Genomic DNA, 25,192 nt, shown 5'->3' on the forward strand with positions numbered 1-25,192 from the left:
GACGATGTTCGACAAGCTGCGCGGGCTCTTCGTATCGAACCGGACCGTTCCGCCGGTCGCCGAGCCGGCCGCGTCGTCCCGGAGCCGGACACGGCAGCACAATCTGTTCGAGGCCGCGGCCACCTATGTCGCGGCGACCGCCGACGACGACCAGGACCGGATGGACGAGGCGTCCGGCTGGGTCTCCCCCGAGGCGCTCTCCTTCGGGGTCAGCGAGCTGGCGTGCCGGGCCGTGATCGCGCTGGCGCGCGAGCGTGACGAGTCGCCCCGGACGGTGGCACGCAGCTTGCTCGGGCTGCCCGCCGCCTGACGGCGGGGCACGCGGGCGCGCGGTTGGCCGTCGACCTCTCGACGCCGGGCGGCCGACTGGCTAAGGTGCGCCGACAACCGATCGGACACGACCGATCGGATGGGGAGGTGCCGTGTCCGGTACGGACGAATCCGCCGATGAGGACGCCCTGTTTGTGCTGTCGGCCGTACTGCTGACCCCGGCGCAGTTCCCCAGCGTGCTCGGGGACGACTTCCCCGAGGCGTGCGCGGCTCTCGAACTTCAGCCGTACGACCGTGGCTACGGGCTGGTGCTGGGCCAGGACGGCACCGGCGCGCGCTGGACGGTGGCTGTCGACGACGTGTCGCTGGTCGCGGTCGCCATCGCCGCGTGGGACTGCGGCATGGAGTACGACCTGTCTCCCGGCGAACGCACCGTGGTCGCGGCGATTCCCGGCTGGCCGCTGGCCCTGTCGGTCGCCGCACCGGGGATCCCGGCGCCGCACGATCCCCAACCCGAGCCGGGCACGGACGACGACGGGGCGAGACCGCCGCTCGCGCCGCCCGACACGACGACCTGGGGGCCGGCACAGCGCCGCCTCGGCGCGGACGAGATCGCGCTGCAGTGGGAGGCGTGGCGAGAACAGTTCGACGCCGAGGACGAGCGGCGGCACGCGGAGGCGGGCACGCGGCCGGACCCGGAGACAGCGCATATGGGGGCGGGCGCCGTGGCGAATACGGACGCCGAGAACGGTGCCGGTGCCGATGCCGCCGAGAACGACGACCTCGACGGTTCGCGGATCATCCACGACGGGGTACGGCGGGCGTTGAAGGAGCTGAACGGCTACCTGGAGTCATCGCCGCCGCCGGGCCGGGTCCGTTCCGGCTTCGCCCCGGCCGGCGCGCGGATGCTGCGGGCGGACGGCCCCGGCTGGTCCCTCGTGGCCAGAACGGACGACATCGCCTACATCCTCCTGGACGAGGAACCGAACGAAGTGCTGCCGGTGGACCGCGGGCCCGCACTGCCCAAGCTCCTCGAAGCGCTCGACAAGATCGCCGTCCGCCCGTCCTGACGAGCCCGGCGATCCGACCGGCCCGGCGATTGCCGAAGCCCCCGTACGCGTGCGGGACCGTGCCATCGGTCCGGCGTGGCATACAGGGGCTTTTCGCAGGTCAGCGCGGGGTCAGCGGCCGATCTCCTTGCGCGTGATGCGCTTGAGCCGACGGCGCTGCGACGGGTCGAGCATCAGATAGGCCACCGCGGGCACGCCGAGCACCACCAGCAGCGACATCCAGAATCCGATGAATGGAATCAGGAGAAGACCGACGGCCACTCCCCCGACAGCGATCTTTGCCCTAGTCGACATTTCGACGCCTCCTTCGCGGCCGAAGCCGCTCCCTGCTGACTGAACGCTCGTGCGCGCTCCCCAGTTCCACTATGCCGCGCCGGCGTGCCCGGCGCGGCATGGTGGGCGGCGCTCCGTCCCGTGGATCAGGCCGCGGCGCGCAGCGGCGCTCCGACCTCGTGCAGATGGCCCAGCGCCTGCCGGTAGGAGTCGACCAGGCCCGTCTCCACGTAGGAGACGCCCGTCTCGCGGCAGTGCGCGCGAACCAGCGGCTGGGCGAGCTTCAGATGGGGGCGCGGCATGCTCGGGAAGAGGTGGTGCTCGATCTGGTAGTTCAGGCCGCCGAGGAACCAGTCGGTGAAGAAGCCGCCCCGTATGTTGCGGGAGGTGAGGACCTGCCGGCGCAGATGTCCCCAACTCGCGAACTCCTCCTCGGTGGGAATCTTCATGCCCTTGTGGTTCGGCGCGAACGCCATGCCCAGGTGGAGCCCGTACATCATCTGGTGGATCAGGAGGAAGACGACGGCCTGGCCGACACTGAGCGTCGTGAAGAGGAGCGCGAGGTAGGCGACGACGTGCACGACGAGCAGCGAGCCTTCGAGGAAGCGCTCACGCGGGGTCTGGCGGCTGCCGGTGCGGGAGAAGACGCACTGGAATCCGTAGACCTTGAGGGCGATGCCCTCCAGGGTCGTCAGCGGGAAGAACATCGCGGCCTGGTGGCGGGTGAGCCAGCGGCGCAGGCCCGTGCGGCCCTCGGTCTGGTGCTGGGCGAAGACGAGGATGTCGGCGCCGACGTCCGGGTCCTTCTCCAGGTGGTTGGGGTTGGCGTGGTGCCGGTTGTGCTTGTCGTTCCACCAGTCCTGGCTCATTCCGAGCAGAAGATTGGCGTGGAAAAGCTGGATGAGACGGTTACGGCCGCGGGTGGCGCTTATCTGGGCGTGCCCCGCGTCGTGCGCGACGAACGACATCCGGGCCGACAGGAGCGCCAGCGGCGGAGCCAGGAGCAGCGCCCACCAGGAAGCTCCGATCAGCACCAGGCCGGTCACGACCGCGGCCAGCCCGAGCAGGTTGACGGCGATACCGCGGGCGTACCAGGCGGTCCGCCGTTCGAGGAGGCCCTGCTCCCGGACCGTCCGCAGAAGGGGCGCGAAGTCGCTGCCGCCTGTGCGGGCGGCGGCGGGGCCGGGGGTGGTGGTCTCCGCGACTGCTGCGGGGGCCTGGGGCATGTCGGTCTCCGGTCTGTAGGCCGACGATCGTGTAGATCGTTTAGGTAGAAAATGGCAGGTCTGTGGGGCTGTTCGAGTGGCGCTGTTGGAGCTTGATCGCGCCGACCGGATGAAACGTACGCGGAGTTGACCCTTCAGGGCCATGCGGCCACCACCCCGAGGTGTCGGGGGTTATTCCCGACTGCGGGGGTGGTGCTGCCTACACCCCCGCCGTGGCCCATGATTCTTGTCACCGTCCGGTGCGGCCCACCGGCATCGTGAGCGAGGTACCCTCGGCCGCTCCACCTTCACTAGTCAAACTTGAGGAATGTGTGATCGCCGTACACAGGCCCCCTGCGGCTACGCCCTCCCAGATCGCCGAACTCGCCCGCTGCCACGCGCTTTTCCTGCCTGCCGACCCGGCTCGTGCCGGCCGGATCGCCTTCTGGCACCCGGACGGCGCCGCTCCTCCTCAGTGGCCCGCGCCGGACAGCTCGGACTCGCCGGACTCGCCGGACTCGCGGGACTCGCGGGACTCGAACGACCTGGCGGATTCAGCGGTTTCAGCGGCCTCCGTCGAGGACCTGACCGTCGTCGGCGACGATGTGCGGCTCCGTACGGTGCCGGCGTTGCTGCTGCCCGTACGGGACGCCCTGCCCGTGCTGACCCGCGCGAGGGCATCCGCACACGCCTCGCCCGCGGCTGCCTTCTGGGGCGCCGCGTCGCTGCTGGCCCTCCAACTCGCCGCGCGCGGCAAGCTGTTGCCAGGACTCTCGCCGGCCGGCCACGACGCCTGGCGGGCCGGTCCTGTCGCCGTCGACGACCTGGAGCGTATCCGTGCGCTGGCCGCCTCGATGCCGCCCGCCGCCCACGCCGTACCGCTCGACGCCGAGGCGAGCGGTCCGCTCCTGCTCGCCGAACCGGAGCGGCTGCTGCGGCAGTTCCTCGACGCGGTCGCCGACGGTCTCGTACGCGCACCCGCCGCGCGGATCGCCGCCGGATCGCCCGCCTTCGCGGCGCCGGAGCCGCGCCGACTGCCCGAACTGCGCGGCTGGGCCGCCGACGTGGCGGCCGGGCACGACGCGGGAGTACGGCTGTCGCTCCGGGTCGAACTGCCCGGCCTGACCACCGCCCAGGACACCGCCTCCAAGGACGGCGACTCCCCCGACGGTGACGCGTTCGTATCCGCAGCCGCGTTCCGCGCCGTCCTACAGATGCACAGCGTCAGCGATCCGACCGTCGTCGCCGACGCCGCCGAGGTGTGGGCCGGTACGAGGGCCGTGAACGCCACGGGCGAGGCGTTCGGCCCCCGGGCCCGGATGGACGCCCTGCTGGCCCTGAGGCGCGCCGCGCGCGCCTGGCCGCCCCTGGCGCCCCTGCTGTCGGCCACCGTGCCCGACGCCATCGACCTCGCCGACGAGGAGGTCACCGAACTGCTCGGGGAGGCGTCCCGCGCGCTGGCGGCCACCGGTGTCCAGGTGCACTGGCCGAAGGCGCTGGCGAGCAAGCTGACGGCGCGCGCCGTCATCGGCCCGCCCGACGACCGGCCGGACTCCCCTCCGTACGGAAGCCGGCACGACACGCCGCACGACTCGCCGGGCGCAGGCCACCACGACGAGGACGACACGCGCGGGAACGGGCGCTGGGACAAGGGCGGTTCGGACCTGCCGTCCTTCCTGTCCGCCGACGCGCTGCTCGCCTTCAACTGGCGGTTCGCGCTGGGCGACCGGGAGTTGACCCGCGCGGAGCTGGACCGGCTCGCCGAGGCGACCCGCCCTGTCGTACGGCTGCGCGACCAGTGGGTCCTCATCGATCCCGAGGAGGCCAGGCGCGCCCGGGAGAGCCAGGACCGCAAGCTCACCCCCGTCGACGCGCTCGGAGCCGTACTCACCGGGTCCACCGAGGTGGACGGGCGCCGGTTCGAGGTGCAGGCGTCGGGCTGGCTGGCGGCGCTGCGCGACCGCCTCGCCGACCCGGAGGGCACGGACCAGGAGATCGGCCAGCCGGCGGCTCTCACAGCCACGCTGCGCGACTACCAGCTACGCGGCCTCAACTGGCTTCACCGGATGACCTCGCTCGGTCTCGGCGGCTGTCTCGCCGACGACATGGGGCTCGGCAAGACCATCACCGTCATCGCGCTCCATCTGCACCGTCAGACCGACGTGTCGGCGGCGGGCCCCACCCTGGTGGTCTGCCCGACGTCGCTGATGGGCAACTGGCAGCGCGAGATCGAGCGGTTCGCGCCCGGCACACCGGTGCGCCGTTTCCACGGCGCGTCGCGCGGCCTGGACGCCCTCGCGGACGGCGAGTTCGTCCTCACGACGTACGGCACGATGCGACTGGACGCGCCGAGACTGGCCGCCGCCGAGTGGGGACTGGTCGTCGCCGACGAGGCGCAGCACGTGAAGAATCCGTACTCGTCGACCGCCGGTCAACTGCGCACCATCGGCGCCAAGGCGCGTGTCGCGCTCTCCGGCACCCCGGTGGAGAACAACCTCTCCGAGCTGTGGGCGATCCTCGACTGGACGACGCCCGGCCTGCTCGGCCGGCTCGCCACCTTCCGTACGCGCTACGCGGAGGCGGTCGAGGGCGGTGACCCGGGGGCGGCGGAGCGGCTGTCCGCGCTCGTACGGCCGTTCCTGCTGCGGCGGCGCAAGTCGGATCCCGGCATCGCGCCCGAGCTGCCCCCGAAGACGGAGACCGACCGCGCGGTGTCGCTCACCGCGGAACAGACGGGCCTCTACGAGGCCGTCGTACGGGAAACCCTCGCGGCGATCTCGGAGGCCGGCGGCATGGAGCGCCGCGGCCTCGTCATGAAGCTGCTGACATCGCTCAAGCAGATCTGCAACCACCCCGCCCAGTTCCTCAAGGAGGACGACGCGCCACGTGTCGCCGGGCGTTCGGGGAAGGTGGAGCTGCTGGACGAACTGCTCGACACGATCCTCGCCGAGGAGGCGAGCGTCCTCGTCTTCACACAGTACGTACAGATGGCGCGGCTCCTCGAGGAGCATCTGGCCGCACGCGGCGTCCCGACGCAGTTCCTGCACGGCGGTACACCGGTGCGGCAGCGCGAGGACATGGTGCGGCGGTTCCAGGAGGGCGAAGTGCCCGTCTTCCTACTGTCGTTGAAGGCAGCAGGCACCGGCCTCAATCTGACCCGCGCCGAGCATGTCGTGCACTTCGACCGCTGGTGGAACCCGGCCGTCGAAGCACAGGCGACGGACCGCGCGTACCGCATCGGCCAGAACCGGCCGGTGCAGGTGCACCGGATGATCGCCGAGGGCACGATCGAGGACCGGATCGCCGACATGCTGGCGCGCAAGCAGCAACTGGCGGACTCCGTCCTCGGCGCCGGCGGCGAGGCGGCCCTGACGGAACTGACCGACGACGAGCTGGCCGATCTGGTCGAGCTGCGAGGGAGTGCGCGATGACCGGAACCGACAGCGGTAGCGGCGGCGGTCGCGGTACGGACGGGATCGAGCGCACGTTCGCGGCCCTGCCGCCCGCGCCGGGCCGCGGCTTCGCACGGACGTGGTGGGGGCGGGCCTGGCTGAAGGCCCTCGAGGACACGGCGCTCGACCTGCAACAGCTCAAGAAGGGCCGCAAGCAGGCCCGTGACGGCGCGGTCGGCGCGGTGTCCGTACGGCCGGGGAGGATCACGGCCGTCGTACGGGACAGGGACGGTACGGCGCAGCGCAGCGACGTGCTGTTGCAGCAGCTCAGTACGGAGGAGTGGGACCGGTTCCTGGACATGGCGGTCGAGCGCGCGGGCCATATCGCCGCTCTGCTGGACCGGGACATGCCGCCGCATCTTGTGGAGGACGCGGCGGGTGCCGGGGTCGAACTGCTGCCCGGCATCGGCGACCTGGAGCCCGAGTGCGCCTGCGACGCCTGGGACCTGTGTCCGCACACGGCGGCACTGTGCTACCAGGTGGCGCGGCTGCTGGACGAGGATCCGTTCGTCCTTCTACTGATGCGCGGCCGGAGCGAACGGCAACTGCTCGACGAGTTGCAGGTGCGCTCGGCGCGGGCCGCGCGGACGCACCAGGACCCGGTCGAGGCCGCGAGCGCGGCCACGCGTGAGGGGACAGTCGAGGAGCCGGCGGGCATACGCGCGGACGAGGCGTTCGCGGCGCGGGACATCCTCCCGCCGCTGCCCCCGCCCCCGCCGGTCCCGCAGGAGCCGGGCCTGCCGCCGTCCCTCGACACGGAGGCGGAGCCACCGCCCGGGATCGACGCGGACGCCCTGGAGTTCCTGGCCGCCGACGCGGCGGGACGCGCGCTGCGGATGCTGGTCGACGCGCTGTCCTGCGGGCACGAACGGCAGCCGCTCGACGTGGAGTTGACGCCCGGCCAGGACGCCGTGCGGCTGGCGGCCTCGACCGGCGATCCGCTGATCGCGGTGCGGCTGGCCGGGGGCAGTGGCCGTCAGCGCGCCGAACTGGACCTGGCGGTCGGCGCCTGGCGTCACGGCGGCGCGGCGGCTCTCGCCGTACTGGAGGAGGAGTGGCAGCCGGAGCCCGAGGCGCTGGCGCGCGCGAGGGCGGACCTGGCGGGGGCCTGGGAGGACAACGAACGTCCGCGACTGCGCGCGGGCGCGGGCGGCCGCTGGACGGTCGTGGGGGCGGACGTCCAGCTCCGCTACGGGCGGGACGGGCGCTGGTGGCCGTACCGCAAGGCCGGGGCGCGCTGGGCCGCTTCCGGGCCGCCGGCGGCCGATCCGGCGGCGGCGCTGGCGGGCGTGGCGGCGGAGGTCTGACGGTCCCGGAGCGGGGCGGGGCTTGTTCCCCTACCCGCCCCTTCCCTCAACCGGGGCTGCGCCCCGGACCCCGTACGGCCTTCGGCCGTGCCCTCAAACGCCGGGCGGGCTGGGTTTCGGGGCTCCGCCCCGGACCCCGCGCCTCAAACGCCGGCGGGGCTGGAGGTGGCGGCGGAATCAAGGTGGGCGGCGGGGCTGAGCTCACGGGAGCCTTGCCCGGTGGCGGATGCGGGGCGAACATGGTGGAGGCCGGTGCTGTAGTGGCCTCGGGAGGCCGAGTTGACCGACACATGGGTGGCCCTGGCAGAAGGAGCGGATCCGGCGGAGCGGCGTGGAGCGCTGCGTCGCGCGTACGAGTCGTTCGCGACCGCCGGCCGGGTCGACCGTCCCGTACGCCCCGTGGTGGCCGATTCCTGGCAGCGTTCCGCCCGCGCGCGTGTGCGTCCCGAAGGGACGGCCAGTGTCGAGCTGTCCGACGACGATCTCGGCGCCTACCGGGACGCGCACCCGCTCGCGCGCGTGATGCCCCTCTTCCGCGAACTGATGGGCGCCTACGCGTCGGACGGCGAACATCTGATCGCGGTGTGCGACGCGCACGGACGGCTCCTGTGGGTCGAGGGGCACGCCGCGACCCGCGCACAGGCCGGCGCGATGAACTTCGTGCCGGGCGCCCGCTGGTCCGAGACCGCCGCCGGAACGAACGCTCCGGGCACCGCCATCGCCGTCGACCGGCCCGTCCAGGTGTTCGCCGCCGAGCACTTCCTGCGGCCCGTACACCCCTGGACCTGCGCCGCCGCGCCCATCCACGATCCGCGCACCGGACGGCAGCTCGGCGCCGTGGACATCACCGGTGGCGACCGACTGGCCCATCCGCACAGCCTCGCGTTCGTGGGCGCCGTCGCCAGAGCCGCCGAGTCACAGCTCGCCCTGCTGTCCCCACCGCCCGCCCCCGGGACCGTACGGCTGTCGGTTCTCGGCCGGGACGAGGCGCTGCTCGACGTGGACGGTCGCAAGACGCGGCTCAGCCGTCGCCACAGCGAGATCCTGACGGTGCTCTCGAGCCGCCCGGAGGGCGTCTGCGGCGACGAACTGCTGATGGAGCTGTACGAGGACGAGTCGGTCACGCCCGGCACCCTGCGCGCGGAACTGTTCCGGCTGCGTGGGCTGCTCGGCCCCGACCTGCTGCGGTCGCGCCCGTACCGGCTGACGGCCCGCGTCGACACGGATTTCGACACCGTCACACGGAGGCTGGCGTCCGGAGCGGTCACCGGTGCCATGAGCGCCTACGCCGGACCGCTGCTGCCCGCCTCCCTGTCCCCCGCCGTCGTACGGCTGCGGCGCAGACTCGCCGACCAGCTCAGGGCGGCCCTGATCGCGCGGGGGGATCCGAGCCTGCTGGCCGACTGGGCCTACTCCCCTTGGGGAGAGGACGACCTCGCGGTGTGGCGCACCCTCGCCCGCGCGCTCCCCGCGCGGCAGCGCCCCGCCGCCCTCGCGCGCGTGCACGAGCTCGACGCGTGGCAGGGACCGAGCCCGTCCGGCGCCTGAGGAAGGTCCGCTGCCCGGCCCCTCCGGCCGCCGCACGGGCCCGGCTGAGCCCTCCGGGCCCTCCCGGAAGGCGGACCCGGCCCCGGCTCCTTACTCTCTGTTGATGGAGCACCACGGCCGACTCTCGCGGTGCCCACGCTTCCGAACCCGAGGAGTCCGCCATGCCGGAGTTGTTCATCGCTGGTAAGTGGACCACCGCCGCAGGCGGTCACGTCCGCGAGATCCGCTGCCCGGCGGACGGCACGCTCGTCGCCACCGTGGACGAGGCGGGCCCCAAGGACGTCGCCGCCGCGATCGAGGCGGCCCGTGACGCGTTCGACCGCGGCCCCTGGCCCGGCACGCCCGCCGCCGAGCGCGGTGGGCTGCTCCTGCGCGTCGCCGAGCTGCTGGAGCGCGACAAGGCCGCGTTCGCGCGGGCCGAGTCCCTGGACACGGGGAAGCGGCTCGTCGAGAGCGAGTACGACATGGACGACATCGCGAACTGCTTCCGCTACTTCGGCAATCTGACGGCCGCCGGCGGCACCGACCGCGTTGTCGACACCGGGGACCCCGGCGTGGACAGCCGCGTCGTGCACGAACCCGTAGGCGTCTGCGGGCTGATCACCCCGTGGAACTATCCGCTCCTCCAGACGTCCTGGAAGGTGGCCCCCGCGCTCGGCGCCGGCAACACCTTCGTACTGAAGCCGAGCGAACTGACCCCGCACACCGCGATCATGCTGATGCGGCTGCTGACCGAGGTCGGTCTGCCCGACGGCGTGGCGAATCTCGTCCTCGGCGCCGGTCCCGCGGTGGGCGCGCCGCTCAGCGAGGACCCGCGCGTCGATCTGGTGTCCTTCACCGGCGGTCTCGTCACGGGGCGCCGCGTCATGGCGGCAGCCGCGCCGACGGTGAAGAAGGTGGCGCTGGAGCTGGGCGGGAAGAATCCCAACATCGTCTTCGCCGACGCCGACTTCGAGAGCGCGGTCGACTACGCGCTGACGGCCGTGTTCCTGCACTCCGGGCAGGTCTGCTCGGCCGGCGCGCGGCTGCTGGTCCAGGACGAGCTGCACGACGCGTTCGTGGACGAGCTGGTCCGCCGGGCCAAGGCGATCCCGATGGGCGGCCCGTTCGACGAGCACGCCCGCACCGGGCCGCTGATCTCGGCGGCGCACCGCGACAAGATCGAGGCGTACGTGGCGGCGGGGCTCGCCGAGGGCGCCGTACTGCGCTGCGGCGGCAAGCGCCCCACCGACCCCGAGCTGCGCAACGGGTTCTTCTACCCGCCGACCGTGCTCGACGACTGCGCTCCGGGGATGTCGGTGGTGCGTGACGAATCGTTCGGCCCCGTGCTCACCGTCGAGCGTTTCAGGGACGAGGACGAGGCGGTCGCGCTCGCCAACGACACCGTGTACGGCCTGACGGGGGCGGTCTGGTCGCAGGACACCGGGCGCGGGCAGCGCGTGGCGTCGCGGATGCGGGCGGGCACCGTATGGATCAACGACTTCCATCCGTACGTGCCCCAGGCCGAATGGGGCGGGATGAAGCAGTCCGGCTTCGGGCGGGAGCTGGGGCCGGCCGGGCTGGGTGAGTACCAGGAGGCCAAGCACGTCTGGCGCAATCTCTCACCGAGCCCTCAGGGATGGTTCGAGTGAGTACACCAGGTACGCCACCGAACCAGGGGCCGGGCGCGAACGGACCGGGCGCCGACGGATCAAACCCCAGCAGCCCCGCAGCACCGACAGACCCTGCCGCGCAAACCCCCGCCAGGACCCAGCTCCAGGACGACGACGACGCGCTCGGCGCACTCGGCTACCGTCCCGAACTCAAGCGGACCCTCGGCAACTTCCACACCTTCGCCGCCGGAATCAGCTACATCTCGATCCTGACCGGCACCTTCCAACTCTTCTACTTCGGTGTCAGCTTCGGCGGCCCCGCCTACTGGTGGTCCTGGCCGATGGTCTTCGTCGGCCAACTGATGGTGGCCCTGTGCTTCTGCGAGCTGGCCGCCCGCTATCCGGTCGCCGGCTCCATCTACAACTGGGCCAAGAACATGGGTGGTCCGCACATCGGCTGGCTCGGCGGCTGGATGATGATGACGGCGACCATGGTGACGCTGTCGGCGGTGGCACTCGCGTACCAGATCACGCTGCCGCAGATCGACAGCCGGTTCCAGTTCATCGGAGACGGCGCCGGCAAGTACGACGCCGCGAGCAACGCCGTACTCCTCGGCTCGGTCCTCATCCTCTTCTCCACCACCGTCAACGCCTTCGGTGTCAAACTCATGGCGCGGATCAACTCCGCCGGTGTCTTCATCGAACTGATCGCCGCCGTCGCCCTGATCATCTTCCTGGCCGCCCACATCACCCGCGGCCCCAGCACCGCGCTGACCGACACACAGGGGCACGGCGCGGGCCAGACGCTCGGGTATTTCGGCGCGTTCCTCACCGCGTCGCTGGCCTCCGCGTACGTCATGTACGGCTTCGACACGGCGTCGTCGCTCGGCGAGGAGTCGCACAATCCGAGCCGTAACGCACCGCGTGCGATCCTGCGCGCGCTCGTCGCGTCGTTCCTGATCGGCGGACTGATCCTGCTGTTCGCCCTGCTGGCGGTGCCCAATCTGGCGGACAAACGGCTGCGTACGGACGGCTTGCAGTTCGTTCTGCTCGACACGCTCGGGTCGACCATCGGCGAGGTCTTCCTGTGGTGTGTGGTCATCGCGATCACCGTCTGTGTGCTGGCGGTTCAGGCGGCCGGCATCCGGCTGATGTTCGCCATGGCACGCGACAACAACCTGCCTGCGGGCTCGGTGCTCGCGCGGGTCAGTCCGCGTTTCCACACGCCGGTCGTGCCCGCCATGCTGATCGGTGTCGTGGGCGTCGTCATCCTGGTCATCAACATCAATCAGCCGCAGATCTTCTCGGTGATCACGAGCATCGCGATCATCATGATCTATCTGGCCTATCTGCTGGTCACCGCACCCATGCTGGTCAAGCGGCTGCGTGGCGAGTGGCATCCGGCGAAGGGCAGCTTCACGCTGGGCCGGTTCGGACTGCCCGTCAACATCCTCGCCGTGTTCTGGGGCGCCGCGATGTCGCTCAACCTCGCCTGGCCGCGCGCCGAGGTGTACAACGCGACAGGCCCGCAGCACTGGTATCTGCGCTGGGGCGCCTTCGTGTTCATCGGCATCGTCGCGGTCGGCGGCTTCGCCTACTACTGGTTCGTCCAGCGGCACAAGACGGGGGTGCTCGCCGAGCACCAGGTCCAGCCGGCCACCCCTGCGTCGCCCGCCCAACCCCCTCCCCCCACCCCCGCCGAGTAGCCGCCCCCCCACTTCCCGCACTTCCCGCACTTCATGCACCTGGAGAAGCGATGTCCGCAGCAGACCGCACGCCCGAGTTCGACTACGTCGTCGTCGGTGGTGGTACGGCCGGCGCCGTCGTTGCGGCGCGTCTGACCGAGGACCCCGGCGTCACCGTGTGCGTACTGGAAGCCGGCCCCTCGGACGTGGGCGACGACAGCATCCTGAGACTCGACCGGTGGATGGCGCTGCTGGAGTCCGGCTACGACTGGGACTACCCGGTCGAACCGCAGGAGAACGGCAACGACTTCATGCGCCACGCCCGCGCCAAGGTCCTCGGCGGCTGCTCCTCGCACAACTCGTGCATCGCCTTCTGGGCGCCCGCCGAGGATCTGGACGAGTGGGGTGCCCTCGGCTGCACCGGCTGGAGCGCGGCGGCCTGCTTCCCGCTCTACCGGCGGCTGGAGACCAACGACGCGCCCGGCGACCACCACGGCCGCTCGGGCCCGGTGAACATCATGACGATCCCGCCCGACGACCCGTGCGGCAGTGCCCTGTTGGAGGCGTGTGCCGCCGCCGGAATCCCCACCACACCGTTCAACACGGGCCGTACGGTGCGCCGGGGAGCGCACTGGTTCCAGATCAACTCCCTGCCGGACGGCACGCGTTCGTCCGCCTCGGTGTCGTATCTGCACCCGATTCTCGGCAAGCGGCCCAATCTGGAGGTGCGCACGGGGCGTCAGGCGAAGCGGCTGCTGTTCGACGACACCGCCGATCGCTCCCGCTGCACGGGAGTTGAGTACCTGGAGCCGGACACCGTGCACAGCGGCACCGTCTCCGCGCGCCGTGAGGTCGTGGTCAGTTGCGGGTCGATCGACTCGCCGAAGCTGCTCATGCTGTCGGGCATCGGCCCGGCCGGCCATCTGAGGGAGAGCGGTGTCGACGTACGGGTCGACTCCCCCGGCGTCGGCTCCCATCTCCAGGACCACCCGGAGGGCGTAATGATGTGGGAGGCGAAGCAGCCCATGGTCACCAGCTCCACGCAGTGGTGGGAGATCGGGATCTTCGTCGACACCGAGCCGGGACTGGACCGGCCCGACCTGATGTTCCACTACGGCTCGGTGCCCTTCGACCTGAACACCTACCGGCGCGGCTACCCGACCACCGACAACGCGTTCTGCCTGACGCCGAACGTCACCCGCGCCCGGTCCCGCGGCACGATCCGGCTGCGATCGCGCGACTTCAGGGACAAGCCGAAGGTCGATCCGCGCTACTTCACCCACGAGCACGACATCCGGGTGATGACGTACGGACTGCGGCTCGCCCGCGAGATCGCCGCGCAGGCACCGATGGCCCGGTGGCGGGGCCGGGAGCTGGCGCCGGGGCGCGAGACCCGGTCGGACGGGGAGCTGCTGGACTACATCCGTAAGACGCACAACACCGTCTACCACCCGGCCGGCACGGTACGGATGGGTCCGGTGGACGACGCCGACTCGCCGCTCGACCCGTGGCTGCGGGTGAAGGGCGTGACCGGGCTGAGGGTGGCGGACGCGTCGGTGATGCCGTTCCTGCCGACGGTCAATCCGTGCATCACGACGATGATGATCGGCGAGAAATGCGCGGACATGATCAGGGCGACCTGAGCCGAGCGCGGGCGGCCGGGACGCAACCTGGTCGCAACGTCCGCGCTCCTAGCCTCGCGGTGAGCGCCGTCCAAAGGCGGGCGGCACCCTCACCGGGAGGCCACAGAGATGACCCGATACGCAGCGCCGGGCACCGACGGCGCGATCGTTTCGTACGAGTCCCGTTACGACCACTGGATCGGCGGCGAGTATGTCCCGCCGGCCCAGGGCAAGTACTTCGAGAACCCGAGCCCGGTCAACGGCCGCCCCTTCACCGAGATCGCCCGAGGCACCGCCGCCGACGTCGAACGCGCGCTGGACGCGGCCCACGGCGCCGCGCCGGCGTGGGGCAAGACGTCGGCCGCGACACGCGCGGACATCCTCAACAAGATCGCCGACCGCATGGAGGCGCGTCTGGAGGAGCTGGCCGTCGCCGAGACCTGGGAGAACGGCAAGCCGGTACGCGAGACGCTTGCCGCCGACATCCCGCTCGCCATCGACCACTTCCGCTACTTCGCGGGCGCGCTGCGGGCGCAGGAGGGCACGCTGAGCGAGCTGGACGACGACACCGTCGCGTACCACTTCCACGAACCGCTGGGCGTGGTCGCGCAGATCATCCCGTGGAACTTCCCCATCCTGATGGCGACATGGAAGCTGGCGCCCGCGCTGGCGGCGGGCAACGCCGTCGTGATCAAACCGGCCGAACAGACCCCGGCGTCGATCCACTACTGGATGAGCCTGGTCGCCGATCTGCTGCCGCCGGGTGTCGTCAACATCGTCAACGGCTTCGGCGTCGAGGCGGGCAAACCTCTCGCGTCCAGCGCGCGGGTGGCGAAGGTCGCGTTCACGGGCGAGACCACGACGGGGCGGCTGATCATGCAGTACGCCTCCGAGAACATCAAGCCCGTCACGCTGGAACTGGGCGGCAAGAGCCCGAACCTCTTCTTCGACGACGTCTCGTCCTCGGACGACGACTTCCGGGACAAGGCACTTGAGGGCTTCACCATGTTCGCCCTCAACCAGGGCGAGGTGTGTACGTGTCCCTCGCGCGCGCTCATCCAGCGGGGGCACTACAGCGAGTTCCTGGAGGCGGGCATCGCCCGTACCGAGGCGATCGTGCCGGGCCACCCCCTGGACACGGACACGATGATCGGCGCCCAGGCGTCCAACGACCAGCTCCAGAAGATCCTTTCGTATCTGGACATCGGTCAGCAGGAGGGCGCCAAGATCCTGACGGGGGGTCAGCGAATCGAGTACGAGGGCGAGTTGGCCGGGGGTTACTACGTCCAGCCCACGATCTTCGAGGGCGACAACCGGATGCGGGTCTTCCAGGAGGAGATCTTCGGCCCGGTGCTCGCGGTGACGTCGTTCAGCGACTTCGACGACGCGATCAAGACGGCGAACGACACGCTGTACGGCCTCGGCGCGGGAGTCTGGACCCGCGACATGAACACCGCGTACCGCGCGGGCCGCTCGATCCAGGCGGGCCGGGTCTGGACGAACTGCTACCACGCCTATCCGGCACACGCGGCGTTCGGCGGCTACAAGCAGTCGGGCATCGGCCGCGAGAACCACCGCATGATGCTGGACCACTACCAGCAGACGAAGAATCTCCTCGTGTCGTACTCGCCGAAGAAGCTGGGCTTCTTCTAGACGCCAGGGAAGGGAAGGGCACCTGACCAGGGCGAATGCCGGTCAGGCGCCGTGGCCCGCGCGCGGCATTCGGACGAGCACCGGAGGGATGGGCACCGCCCGTGTGGCCTTGGCTGTGGATGGCGGCGCCCCTCATCGACATGGACTGGTGCCGGGTGATCGCGTACGAGGCGAGCAATTCGGACGACGGGCCGCGCGGCAGGCAACCCCTGGGGCGCCGAGGCGTCAGGCGCGGTAGGCAGCCCAGACGGAGCGCTCGGTGCGTACGACGAGATCGTCGCGGCGCAGGATGCTGTGCGGGCCGTCCGTGTCGAGAAGCCTGTCGAGTGCGGCAAGGTCCTCGGCGCTGAGTGCGGGTGCGGCGACGTCGCGGATGCGTCGCAGGCTGCCGTAGGCGTAGCGTCCGATCGCTTCGCCGCGCTCAGCTTCGATGTTCACGGTGATGGTGCGCTCGTCCTGGACGGTGAACCCGGCTGCGGTGAGCATCGGGCCCCAGTCGGCGCCGCGGTGCGGGACGTGCTCGGCGTGGAAGCTGTCGGTCGCGGCATGGGCGCGTTCTTCGAGGCCGGGCCGGTCCTCGGGGGCGTCCGCGGGCAGGAAGCGGGGGAAGCCCGCGAGCTCGACGACGGCGAAGAGGCCGCCGGGAGCGAGCAGGTCGTGGACGCTTCTGAGGGCGCGGTCGGGGTCGGCCATGTGGTGCATCGAGGCCGAGGCCCACACCAGGTCCGGTGTGCCGACGTCGGGCCAGTGGTTGGTGTTGAGGTCTGCTTGCAGGGTGCGCACGCGCTCCTGCACGCCGCGGGCGTACGCCTTTTCGCGCAGGAGCTGGAGGTGCCCGGCCGACGTGTCGACAGCGGTGACGTGTGCCTCGGGGAACCGATCGAGGAGCGCGAAGGTGCCCGCTCCGGTGCCACAGCCCAGGTCCACGACCTGTCGCGGCTCGCTCTTGAGCGGCAGCCAGGCGGTGATGGACGCGATGTGCTCGGCGAGTACTTCGGCGTCCAGGTCAAGGATTTCCGCCTGGCCGCTGTCGTCGTGCGACTGGTGGTGGCCGTGTGAGTCGTCATGGTGGGAGGTGTGCTGGTGCGCTTCGGTCATAGAGACACCGTAAGACGGTCATGCGTGGATAGCGCGGCTGCTTGCGGAATGCACAAGAAGGTGGCTCGGCGCGCTGCTCGCCAGGCAAGAGCGCCCCACGGAGCGGGGACCTCGGGCGCGGTCGCCGCGCTCTAATCGCAAGGGCCCTGCGCGCCTCCGCGGTCGGCTTCGGCGCCGTCGGCGCCGGCGTCCTTCTGGTGGCTGCGGCGGGCGTCGCGGTCGAAGATGCCCATGATCTCGCACGGTCCGCCTGCGGCGCCGATGGCGTGCGGCATCATGGTGGGGAACTCGGCGGCCTGATTGGTCTCGATACGAAAGCGCCGGTGGCCGAGCATGAGGATGGCGGTGCCGGACAGTACGACGAGCCATTCGCGGCCGGGGTGGGCGCGCATGCGGGCCGGGTTGTCGGGCGGCGGGTCGGTCATCCTCTGACGCATCACGCTCATGCCTGGGTCGCCCTTGATGGGCCAGCGCATCAGACCGTGGGTGCCGTCGATCATCGGGCTGATGACGACGTCGTCGGCGGCGTTCTCCACGAGCTGGTCCAAGGTGGTGTCCAGGGCGCGGGCGAGGGTGACGAGCTGGTCCAGCGCGAGGCGGCGTTGGCCGTTCTCGATGCGGCTGAGTGAGGACTGGCTGAGGTTGGCCCGGGTGGCCAGTTCCTCCAGGGACCAACCCTGTGCGACGCGCAGCGCGCGGATCCGTTTGCGTACAAGGCTGTCAAGCTGCCCATCTTCTTGCGTCATGAGCAACATGGTATGCCCTTGATGCAAGGCGGGTTTAACGTCGAACGACAGATGGTCCAGCGGGGGCCATGTACGACGAAAGGATGCGACATGTCTGCGCAGACTTCCCGCTACGACAGCGACAGGCTGCCCGCTGTGACCGTGGACGTTGTGGTGATCGGCGGCGGCGCCGCGGGCCTGAACCGCGCACTGATGCCGGCCCGCTCGCGCCGCTCGGCCGTCGTCATCGACAGCGGCACTCCACGCAACGCCCCAGCGGCGGCCACGCACGGCTTCATCGTCCTGGACGCCCAGGTCGGTGCCTCCGCTGCGGCCGGAGCCCTGGCCGGGTCCCACATCAACGCGGTGCCGGCCGTCGCGGACACCGACGCCGCGCTCGCCGCCGCCGCCGTACAGAAGACCACCGGCTGACGCGTAAGTCCCGCTGATGAACAACCGCGCGACCGCCGTCCGGCGGTCCGCGCGGTGAGCAAGTCCCTCTCTCACCGACTTGGCGACCGGACCTGTCCCGGCGCTGATTCCGCATGCCCTTTTCGGAAGGAAATCATGAGTATCAATCAGTCTGCTCAGGCGGCGGCGCCGGTCAGCGGCGGGGATGCGCCCGACGCGCGTCAGATGCGCGCGATCCTGATCGCCGTCTCGATCGCGCTGATGGCTGTCATCGCCTCCGTGTCCGGGCTGAACGTCGCCCAGACCCACATGGCCATCGAGTACGACGCCTCGCAGACCACCGTCCTGTGGATCATCAATATCTACACCCTCGCCCTGGCCGCGCTGCTGCTGCCGCTCGGCGCCATCGGTGACCGGCTGGGCCGAAAGCCCATGCTGATCACCGGACTTATCATCTTCGGTGCCGCCGGGGTCGTGGCAGGACTCGCTCCGTCCGCCGGGGTGATGATCGTCGCGCGTGTGGCGGCCGGTATCAGCGCCGCGATGATCATGCCGATCACGCTGGCCGTCATCACCTCCACCTTCCCCGAGGAGCAGCGGGGCAAGGCGATCGGTGTGTGGACCGGTGTCGCCGGAGGCGGCGGCATCCTGGGCATGTTCCTCTCCGCCGTGCTGGTCGACGTCGCCGACTGGCGCTGGCTGTTCGTGCTGCCCGTGGTCCTGGTCGTCGTCGCGCTGGCGATGACGCTGAAGTCTGTGCCCAACTCCCGCGAACGCGCCGCCCATTCCTTCGACACCATCGGTGCTCTGGTCTCCACCATCGCCGTGATCGGTCTCATTTTCGTCCTGCAGGAAGGCCCCGAGCGCGGCTGGACAGCCCCCATCACCCTGATCAGCCTGGCCGTCGGCGTCGTCGCCGCCATCGCCTTCGTTGCCTGGGAGCTGCACCGCCGCGACGCCTCGCTGCTGGACGTACGCCTGTTCCAGGAACGCGGCCTGGCCTCCGGCTCGATCACCCTGTTGGTCGTCTTCGGCGTCCAGGCAGGTATCGCCGTGGTCCTCTTCCCGTTCTTCCAGGCTGTGCTCGGCTGGTCGGGGCTGCTGTCCACGGTGGCGATGATGCCGATGGCCGTCATGATGATGATGGCCTCGGGCCTGGCCCCGAAGATGGCCGCCAAGATCGGCGCCCGCTCCACCATGACCGTGGGCGTCGCCCTGGCCACGCTCGGACTGGCCCTGATGGCGCTGTTCGTGTCCGTCGACGGCGGCTACCTGTCCATCCTGGCCGGCATGCTCGCCATGGGTACCGGCATGGGTCTGTCGATGACACCCTCCACCGAGGCCATCACCAGCTCCCTGCCCCGCGCCAAGCAGGGGGTTGCCTCCGCCCTCAACGACGTCACCCGCGAACTCGGCACCGCCCTCGGCGTCGCGATGCTCGGCGCGCTCCTGGCCGGCGGCTACCGCAGCGCCATCGACGACAAGCTCGACGGCATCCCCGACGGGGCCGCGGACAGCGCACGCGAAGGCATCGCCAACGCCATCGAGGTCGCGCCCGAGACCGGCAGCCACGCCCAGGACCTGATCCACGCCGCCCAGCAGTCCTTCGTCGACGGCTGGCAGCAATCCATATGGATCGGCGCCGCCGTCATGGCCGCCCTGCTCGTCCACGTCGCCCTGCGCGGCCCGAAGCACACCGCGCCCCGCCGGCTCAATGACAAGGCAGCCCCGGCGAACGGCATGTCGAGGGCGGCGTAGACGGCACCGGAGTCGGGGGCGGCGTTGTCCGCCAGCGCCTCGACCAGTTCGGGAGTGGTCGGCCCCCACAGACCCTCGGCCGCAGTGGTGGTGACGACCAGTGGGATGCCCAACACGGTCGCCGCCCGAGCCAGCGCCACCACGTTGTGCTTCAGGTCGCCGACCGGGATGTCCCGGACGTCGGAGAGGAGGCCCACCTGATGGTCGACCAGCACCACGGCGGCCGTTCTCCCGCGTAACCGACTCCTGGAACTTGCCGCGCTCGCTCATCGTCTTCCGCTCCTTCGAGGGTGGAACCTTGAGCAGGGCTTCGACGACATCCAGCCCCGCGCCGGCGCCGTCCTCGCCTCGCGCACCTGCGACCCGACGGCATCCGTGCGAGCGAACTCGCACGCATCTCCGGACAGCACAAGCAGGTCATCAGCACCCTTGTCGACGACCTTGAACGCCTGGGTTACGTCGAACGCAAACCCGACCCCGCGGATCGCCGGGCCAAACTCATCCACCCCACCGGACGCGGCCTGCTCCAGATGGATGCCGCCACCTCCATCATGCGGACGATCGAGGAGCGCCACGCGAAGGCGCTGGGCAAGCAGGAGTACGACGCCTTCAAGGCCACGCTCCACCGCGTGGCCGCACTCCAGCAGGGGACAGAGCACAACAGCGAAGGCGCCAGGACAGCGCCGGGCAGGGGCAACTGAGGGCGCTCCTGTTCATCCCGGTGCCGCCGCCCTCGGCCGAGGCCCGGACACCCCGTCAGATGCTCGACCGAGGCCGTCCGTTGGGCCGTACGCGGCCCCGCGTTCACCGTCCCGGCCGAGTCGGCGGAGTCCGACGTCCTCGTGGTCGATTGATCATGTTCCGTCAGTCCGATGGTCAACTGATGTACAGCGACTCGGGCTGGAGTGCGGCGGTGATATCCAAACAATCTCTTCCCGAAGCCCTGAGCAGCGCGACACGCCGAAGATTCCTGACCGTCACGGGCGCCGCCGCCGGCCTCGCCCTTTCCGGCGCGCTTCCCGGGATCCAGCCGGCGTCGGCCGCTCCGGCGGCCCGGACCAAGGACGACCCGTTCACCCTCGGCGTCGCGTCGGGCGACCCGCTGCCCGACAGCGTCGTGCTGTGGACCCGCCTCGCACCCGATCCCCTCGCCCCCTTCGGCGGGATGGACCGCCGGGTCTATCCCTTGCGGTGGGAGGTGGCCACCGACGAGCGCTTCCGCCACATCGCTCGGCGCGGCACCACGCGGGTCTCCCCCGAGTTCAGCCACAGCGCCCATGTGGACGTGCGCGGACTACAGCCGTGGCGGGAGTACTTCTACCGCTTCCGCAGCGGAAAGTTCATCAGCCCGGTGGGGCGGACGAAGACCGCTCCGGCCCCCGACCAGCTCGTACCGCACCTGTCCATGGCCTTCGCCTCCTGTCAGGCGATCTGGGAGGGCTGGTACACCGCCCACCGCGATCTGGCCGCCCGTGACCACGACGTGGTGCTGTTCCTGGGTGACTACATCTACGAGTTCGGCATCGACCGGGGTATCCGTCCCGGCGACGGCGACGAGCACAACACCCGTCAGGCGGTGACCCTGGACGACTACCGGCAGCGTTACGCGTACCACAAGCTCGACCCGGATCTTCAGGCCGCGCACCACTCCGCGCCGTGGATCGTCGTCTTCGACGACCACGAGGTCGTCGACAACTGGGCGGGCCCGTACGCCGGCAGCACACCGACCGACCAGTTCCTGGTCCGCAGGGCCAACGCGTTCCGCGCCTACTGGGAGAACATGCCGCTGCGCGCGCCGCAGGCGCCGCAGGGCCCGGACATGCGGTTGCACCGGCGGCTGCGCTACGGACGCCTGGCGGAGTTCTCCATGCTCGACACCCGCCAGTACCGTGACGACCAGGCCAACGGCGACGGAACCAAGGCCCCCAACGAGGCGACGGCGGACCCGGCGCGCTCCATCCTGGGCAGCTCCCAGGAGCGTTGGCTGCTGGACGGGCTCGGCCACTCGCAGTCCCGCTGGAACGTCCTGGGCCACCAGACCGCCATCACCCTGCTCGACACGGTCTCCGGGCCGAACATCGCGGTTCCGATGGACACCTGGGACGGCTACAGCGCCTCCCGCGACCGTATTCTCGGCGGAATCGCGGCGCGCGGCGTCAAGAACGTCGTCAGCCTCGCCGGTGACCTCCACCGCAGCCTCGCCGGCGACCTCGCCCTCGACTTCCACGACCCCGACTCACCGGTGGTGGCCACCGAGTTCGTCGGGACGTCCATCACCTCCGGCCTGGACGGGCAGGACCTCGACGCCGGCGGCAAGGTGCTCCTCGAGGAGAACCCGCACCTGAAGTTCGGCAACTTCCAGCGCGGCTACGTCAGTTGCAAGATCACCCCGGAGCTGTGGCAGTCCGAGTTCCGCGTCTGCGACAAGGTCACCGTCCCGGACGGCAACGTGACGACCCGGACCGTACTCGCCGTCGAGAACGGCGTCGCCGCCGTCCAGCAGGCTTGAGGAGCACCCTGTGAAGAAGACCTTTGTCACGACTCTCGCCATCGGTTTCGTCGCCACCGTCGTCGCCGTCGGCGGTACCGACGGCCGGGCGGTGGCTCGCGATCGCCCGCAGTCGAAGCCCTCGGGCTCCGACGTCGTCCTGTCGGCCTCGCCCGCGAGCCTGACCGCCAGTGAACTCCCCTGTCTGCCCACGGCGGTCGGCGTCACCCTGACCAACACCGGAAAGAACGCGGTCTTCGCCGACGCGACCATGGCCGCCGACGCGCCGATCAAGCTCACGGACACGATCTTCTCGACGTATCTGCCGGCCACCGACCCCGATCAGCCGGTGACCCGGTCGGTGGGCGTCCGGGTGCCGCGGGGAACGGCCCCCGGGACGTACGACGTGAAGCTGGCCAGCGGCAAGCAGCGTGTGGTCGTGCCCGTGACGGTCGAGCCCGTCCCCGAGCCCGCGCCGGGAACCAACCTGGCCTACGGTCAGCAGGCCACCGCGTCCTCCACCCACGGCAACTTCAAGACCTGTGGCGCCGTGGACGGAAACGCCGACTACCGCGACTGGTCGACCAAGACCGGATGGAACGACGCCGACAAGGGCGCCTTCCCCGACTGGCTGGCCGTCACCTGGCCGGAGCCGGTCGAACTCGGACGCGTCGAGACCGTCACCTACGCCACCCCGACGAACCCGGCCGCCAGGCAAGGCATCAAGGACTTCGACGTGCAGGCCAAGTCCGGCGACGAGTGGGTGACGGTGGGCTCCTACCGTGGCAACACCCTCGACCGCATCGTGACCACCTTCGACCCGGTCACCACCGAATCCATCCGGATCATGGTGTACGCGTCGAACAGCGCCGACTACTCGCGCCTCCTCGAAGTCGAGGCATACGCCCCCCAGTAGAACGGCATCTCAACGATCAACGGCATGTCGGCCAAGGCATCGCACCCACCCCCCACCCCGCCCCGGTACAGACGAACACGTCCTGTACCGGGGCTGACCGCGTTTTTGAACGAGTCCGCCGACGCGCCGACGGATCCGGTCACGAACGAGGTCGCAGCAGTTTGCCGAGGATGCCGGAGAGCTGTTTACGCTCCGTAGCGCTGAGGGCTTGGAAGGTCCCGTCCAGGAACTCGGGCACGGCATCTTCAGCCTGGGCGAGAAGCCGCCGGCCGGAATCGGTGAGGGTGACGGCGTACGCGCGGCGGTCTGCCACGTTTCGTTCACGCCGTACATGGCCTGCCTGTTCCAGGCCGTCACAGATGCCGACCATCACGGTGCGGTCGATGCGCAGTTCGTCGCTCAGGACGCGCTGCGAGCAGGGGCCGACCTCCGCGAGCATCTTCAGCACCAGATGCTGGCCGACACCGAGCCCGAGCGCGCCGGCCCGTGCATCCGCGGCCCGCGCGACGGCAGTTGAGGCCCGGCACAGGGCGACGTCCAGGCGCTCCGCGGCGAGCCGGGGGAAGTAGTCGGTGCTTGCGCTGTCCGTGGTTGCGGATGGCATGCGGTCTCCCTCCTGACTGTCGCCAGCCTAGCAGTAATCATCTGCACTCAGATTGTTTGACCGCCAACCATCAGAATCGTATGCTCGCCAACTATCTGCGTACCAATCATTGGCGCACTGATGGAGGTCTGACGTGGACAAACCCGATGGACGCAAGCGAATGGCGCTTGTACTGCTCTGCGCCGCGGTGTTCCTGGACTCGATGGACCTGTCGCTGATGGGCGTCGCCCTGCCCGCGATCGGGCGGGATCTGTCGCTGTCGGAGGGAATGTTGCAGTGGCTGGTGTCGGGATACGCGGTCGCCTACGGCGGATTCCTGCTGCTGGGAGGCCGTCTGGCGGATCTGTTCGGCCGTCGCCGCGTGTTCCTGCTCTCCTTGGCGGTCTTCACGGCGGCCAGCCTGGTCGGCGGGCTGCTTTCGGACGGATGGGCGCTGGTCGTCACGCGAGTGGTCAAGGGGCTGGCCGCGGCGCTCACCGCCCCGGCGGCCCTGTCCCTCATCACCACGACGTTCACCGAAGGCGCCCCGCGCAACCGGGCACTCGGCGTCTACGCCCTGGCCGGCGCCGCCGGATACAGCGGCGGACTCATCGCCTCCGGGCTGCTGACCGAGGTCAGTTGGCGACTGGTGTTCTTCTTCCCGGTGCCGATCGCCCTGCTGGTCCTGGTCCTCGCGCCGATGGCGCTGCCGAGAGTGGACCGCTCGCGCGGCACGGCCCGGGGCTTCGACGGAGCCGGCGCGGTCACGATCACGGCGGGAGTGCTGCTGCTCGTGTACGCGCTCACCGAGACCACCTGGCCGGCCGGAGCGGCGGCGGCCCTGCTGCTGGTCGCCTTCGTGCTGATCGAGCGCCGGCACCGGCTACCGCTGCTCCCGCTGAATGTCTTCCGGTCACGCGGTCTGGTCACCGCCAACCTCGCAGCGCTCGCCTGGGCCTGCGCGACCATCGGCTGGCAGTTCTCCGCCGTCCTGTATCTCCAGCAGGTCCAGGACTACGGGGCTCTGGCGACCGGCCTGGGCATCGCCCCCATGGGGCTGGCCATCGTGGTGGCCGCCAACCTGGCCGGACGATTGATCGGCCGGTGGGGGCTGGGGCGGACGGCCGCCGTCGGAATGCTGATGCAGGGGGCCGGAATCCTGCTGTTCCTGCGGGCCGGCGACACCGCCGATTACGTCGCGGTACTGCTGCCGGCGCTGTTGGTGCACGGCGTGGGCAACGGTCTGTCCTTCCCCAGCCTCAACATCGCCGCCGTCCACGGGCTGCCCGACGAGCAGCAGGGTCTGGCCTCCGGTCTGATCACGTCGTCCGTACAGATAGGAGCCGGAATCGGCGTGGCCCTGCTGGCCTCGCTCATATCCATGGGCGGGCCAGAACTCGACGGCTACCGGTTCGCCTTCCTGGTGGCCGGCTGCTTCTCGCTGCTCGGCGCCGCCTTCGCGGCCTTCGGCCTGCGCGCCCGCGACAGCCATGAGACCCAGGTCCGTGCCTGAGTCCTGCCGCGACAACATCACCC

The 25,192-nt window shown here is 70.5% G+C and carries 19 protein-coding genes and 2 pseudogenes; 16 read left to right on the forward strand and 5 right to left on the reverse strand.

Annotation, left to right across the window (positions count from 1 at the left end):
• Positions 1 to 4: 4 nt before the first annotated feature.
• Positions 5 to 310: a hypothetical protein gene (locus OG329_RS01230; protein ID WP_405791902.1), complete on the forward strand. Its 306-nt coding sequence runs from the start codon at positions 5 to 7 to the stop codon at positions 308 to 310.
• 112 nt (positions 311 to 422) lie between these two features.
• Complete coding sequence (locus OG329_RS01235) at positions 423 to 1,340, forward strand: hypothetical protein (RefSeq protein WP_405791904.1); 918 nt, start codon at positions 423 to 425, stop codon at positions 1,338 to 1,340.
• 111 nt (positions 1,341 to 1,451) lie between these two features.
• On the opposite strand, the gene OG329_RS01240 is transcribed toward OG329_RS01235, so the two are convergent.
• Together OG329_RS01240 and OG329_RS01245 are read right to left on the reverse strand one after the other, a co-directional pair.
• On the reverse strand, positions 1,452 to 1,634 hold the full coding sequence (locus OG329_RS01240) for a hypothetical protein (RefSeq protein ID WP_031228443.1): 183 nt from the start codon (positions 1,632 to 1,634) through the stop codon (positions 1,452 to 1,454).
• Positions 1,635 to 1,759: 125 nt separating this feature from the next.
• Positions 1,760 to 2,839: a fatty acid desaturase family protein gene (locus OG329_RS01245; protein ID WP_405791906.1), complete on the reverse strand. Its 1,080-nt coding sequence runs from the start codon at positions 2,837 to 2,839 to the stop codon at positions 1,760 to 1,762.
• 311 nt (positions 2,840 to 3,150) lie between these two features.
• Here OG329_RS01245 and OG329_RS01250 point away from each other — a divergent pair, with 311 nt between their 5' ends.
• From OG329_RS01250 to OG329_RS01280, 7 genes are all read left to right on the forward strand, one after another.
• A complete protein-coding gene (locus OG329_RS01250; protein ID WP_405791908.1) occupies positions 3,151 to 6,249 on the forward strand; it encodes a DEAD/DEAH box helicase in 3,099 nt (1,032 codons plus the stop codon).
• Complete coding sequence (locus OG329_RS01255) at positions 6,246 to 7,577, forward strand: SWF or SNF family helicase (protein ID WP_405791909.1); 1,332 nt, start codon at positions 6,246 to 6,248, stop codon at positions 7,575 to 7,577. The genes OG329_RS01250 and OG329_RS01255 overlap by 4 nt, the downstream gene beginning before the upstream one ends.
• 279 nt (positions 7,578 to 7,856) lie before the next feature.
• Positions 7,857 to 9,125 (forward strand): GAF domain-containing protein, encoded by a 1,269-nt coding sequence (locus OG329_RS01260; RefSeq protein ID WP_405791911.1) that lies wholly within the window; start codon positions 7,857 to 7,859, stop codon positions 9,123 to 9,125.
• A 161-nt stretch (positions 9,126 to 9,286) separates the two neighbouring features.
• Positions 9,287 to 10,756 (forward strand): aldehyde dehydrogenase family protein, encoded by a 1,470-nt coding sequence (locus OG329_RS01265; protein ID WP_405791912.1) that lies wholly within the window; start codon positions 9,287 to 9,289, stop codon positions 10,754 to 10,756.
• The gene (locus OG329_RS01270; RefSeq protein ID WP_405791914.1) at positions 10,744 to 12,423 is read left to right on the forward strand and encodes an APC family permease; all 1,680 of its coding nucleotides are present in this window, start codon (positions 10,744 to 10,746) and stop codon (positions 12,421 to 12,423) included. Before OG329_RS01265 ends, OG329_RS01270 begins: the two co-directional genes overlap by 13 nt.
• A 50-nt stretch (positions 12,424 to 12,473) precedes the next feature.
• The gene (locus OG329_RS01275; protein WP_405791915.1) at positions 12,474 to 14,045 is read left to right on the forward strand and encodes a GMC family oxidoreductase; all 1,572 of its coding nucleotides are present in this window, start codon (positions 12,474 to 12,476) and stop codon (positions 14,043 to 14,045) included.
• 108 nt (positions 14,046 to 14,153) lie between these two features.
• Positions 14,154 to 15,677, forward strand: coding sequence for an aldehyde dehydrogenase family protein (locus OG329_RS01280; protein WP_405791917.1), 1,524 nt, complete (start codon positions 14,154 to 14,156; stop codon positions 15,675 to 15,677).
• Between the two features lie 225 nt (positions 15,678 to 15,902).
• On the opposite strand, the gene OG329_RS01285 is transcribed toward OG329_RS01280, so the two are convergent.
• Complete coding sequence (locus OG329_RS01285) at positions 15,903 to 16,775, reverse strand: class I SAM-dependent methyltransferase (protein ID WP_405791919.1); 873 nt, start codon at positions 16,773 to 16,775, stop codon at positions 15,903 to 15,905.
• 131 nt (positions 16,776 to 16,906) lie between these two features.
• A complete protein-coding gene (locus OG329_RS01290; RefSeq protein ID WP_405791921.1) occupies positions 16,907 to 17,521 on the reverse strand; it encodes a helix-turn-helix domain-containing protein in 615 nt (204 codons plus the stop codon).
• Between the two features lie 90 nt (positions 17,522 to 17,611).
• Here OG329_RS01290 and OG329_RS01295 point away from each other — a divergent pair.
• The 6 genes and pseudogenes from OG329_RS01295 to OG329_RS01320 form a co-directional block, all read left to right on the forward strand.
• A pseudogene (locus OG329_RS01295) lies at positions 17,612 to 17,809 on the forward strand (FAD-binding protein); the annotation flags it as partial.
• Positions 17,810 to 18,067: 258 nt separating this feature from the next.
• Positions 18,068 to 19,669 (forward strand): MFS transporter, encoded by a 1,602-nt coding sequence (locus tag OG329_RS01300; protein WP_405791923.1) that lies wholly within the window; start codon positions 18,068 to 18,070, stop codon positions 19,667 to 19,669.
• Positions 19,670 to 20,088: 419 nt separating this feature from the next.
• A pseudogene (locus tag OG329_RS01305) lies at positions 20,089 to 20,142 on the forward strand (MarR family transcriptional regulator); the annotation flags it as partial.
• Between the two features lie 57 nt (positions 20,143 to 20,199).
• Positions 20,200 to 20,370: a hypothetical protein gene (locus OG329_RS01310; RefSeq protein WP_405791925.1), complete on the forward strand. Its 171-nt coding sequence runs from the start codon at positions 20,200 to 20,202 to the stop codon at positions 20,368 to 20,370.
• A 182-nt stretch (positions 20,371 to 20,552) separates the two neighbouring features.
• Complete coding sequence (locus tag OG329_RS01315; RefSeq protein WP_405791927.1) at positions 20,553 to 22,178, forward strand: alkaline phosphatase D family protein; 1,626 nt, start codon at positions 20,553 to 20,555, stop codon at positions 22,176 to 22,178.
• A 10-nt stretch (positions 22,179 to 22,188) separates the two neighbouring features.
• Positions 22,189 to 23,073, forward strand: a complete 885-nt coding sequence (locus OG329_RS01320) for a hypothetical protein (protein WP_405791929.1) — start codon at positions 22,189 to 22,191, stop codon at positions 23,071 to 23,073.
• 139 nt (positions 23,074 to 23,212) lie between these two features.
• On the opposite strand, the gene OG329_RS01325 is transcribed toward OG329_RS01320, so the two are convergent.
• The gene (locus tag OG329_RS01325) at positions 23,213 to 23,677 is read right to left on the reverse strand and encodes a MarR family winged helix-turn-helix transcriptional regulator (protein ID WP_405791931.1); all 465 of its coding nucleotides are present in this window, start codon (positions 23,675 to 23,677) and stop codon (positions 23,213 to 23,215) included.
• 133 nt (positions 23,678 to 23,810) lie between these two features.
• Between OG329_RS01325 and OG329_RS01330 the strand changes: the two genes are divergently transcribed.
• Positions 23,811 to 25,169 carry an MFS transporter gene (locus OG329_RS01330; RefSeq protein WP_405791933.1) on the forward strand — a complete coding sequence of 453 codons (1,359 nt, stop codon included), beginning with the start codon at positions 23,811 to 23,813 and terminating at the stop codon, positions 25,167 to 25,169.
• Positions 25,170 to 25,192: the final 23 nt, after the last annotated feature.

The organism is Streptomyces sp. NBC_01506 (assembly GCF_045040295.1).
Classification (GTDB): domain Bacteria; phylum Actinomycetota; class Actinomycetes; order Streptomycetales; family Streptomycetaceae; genus Streptomyces.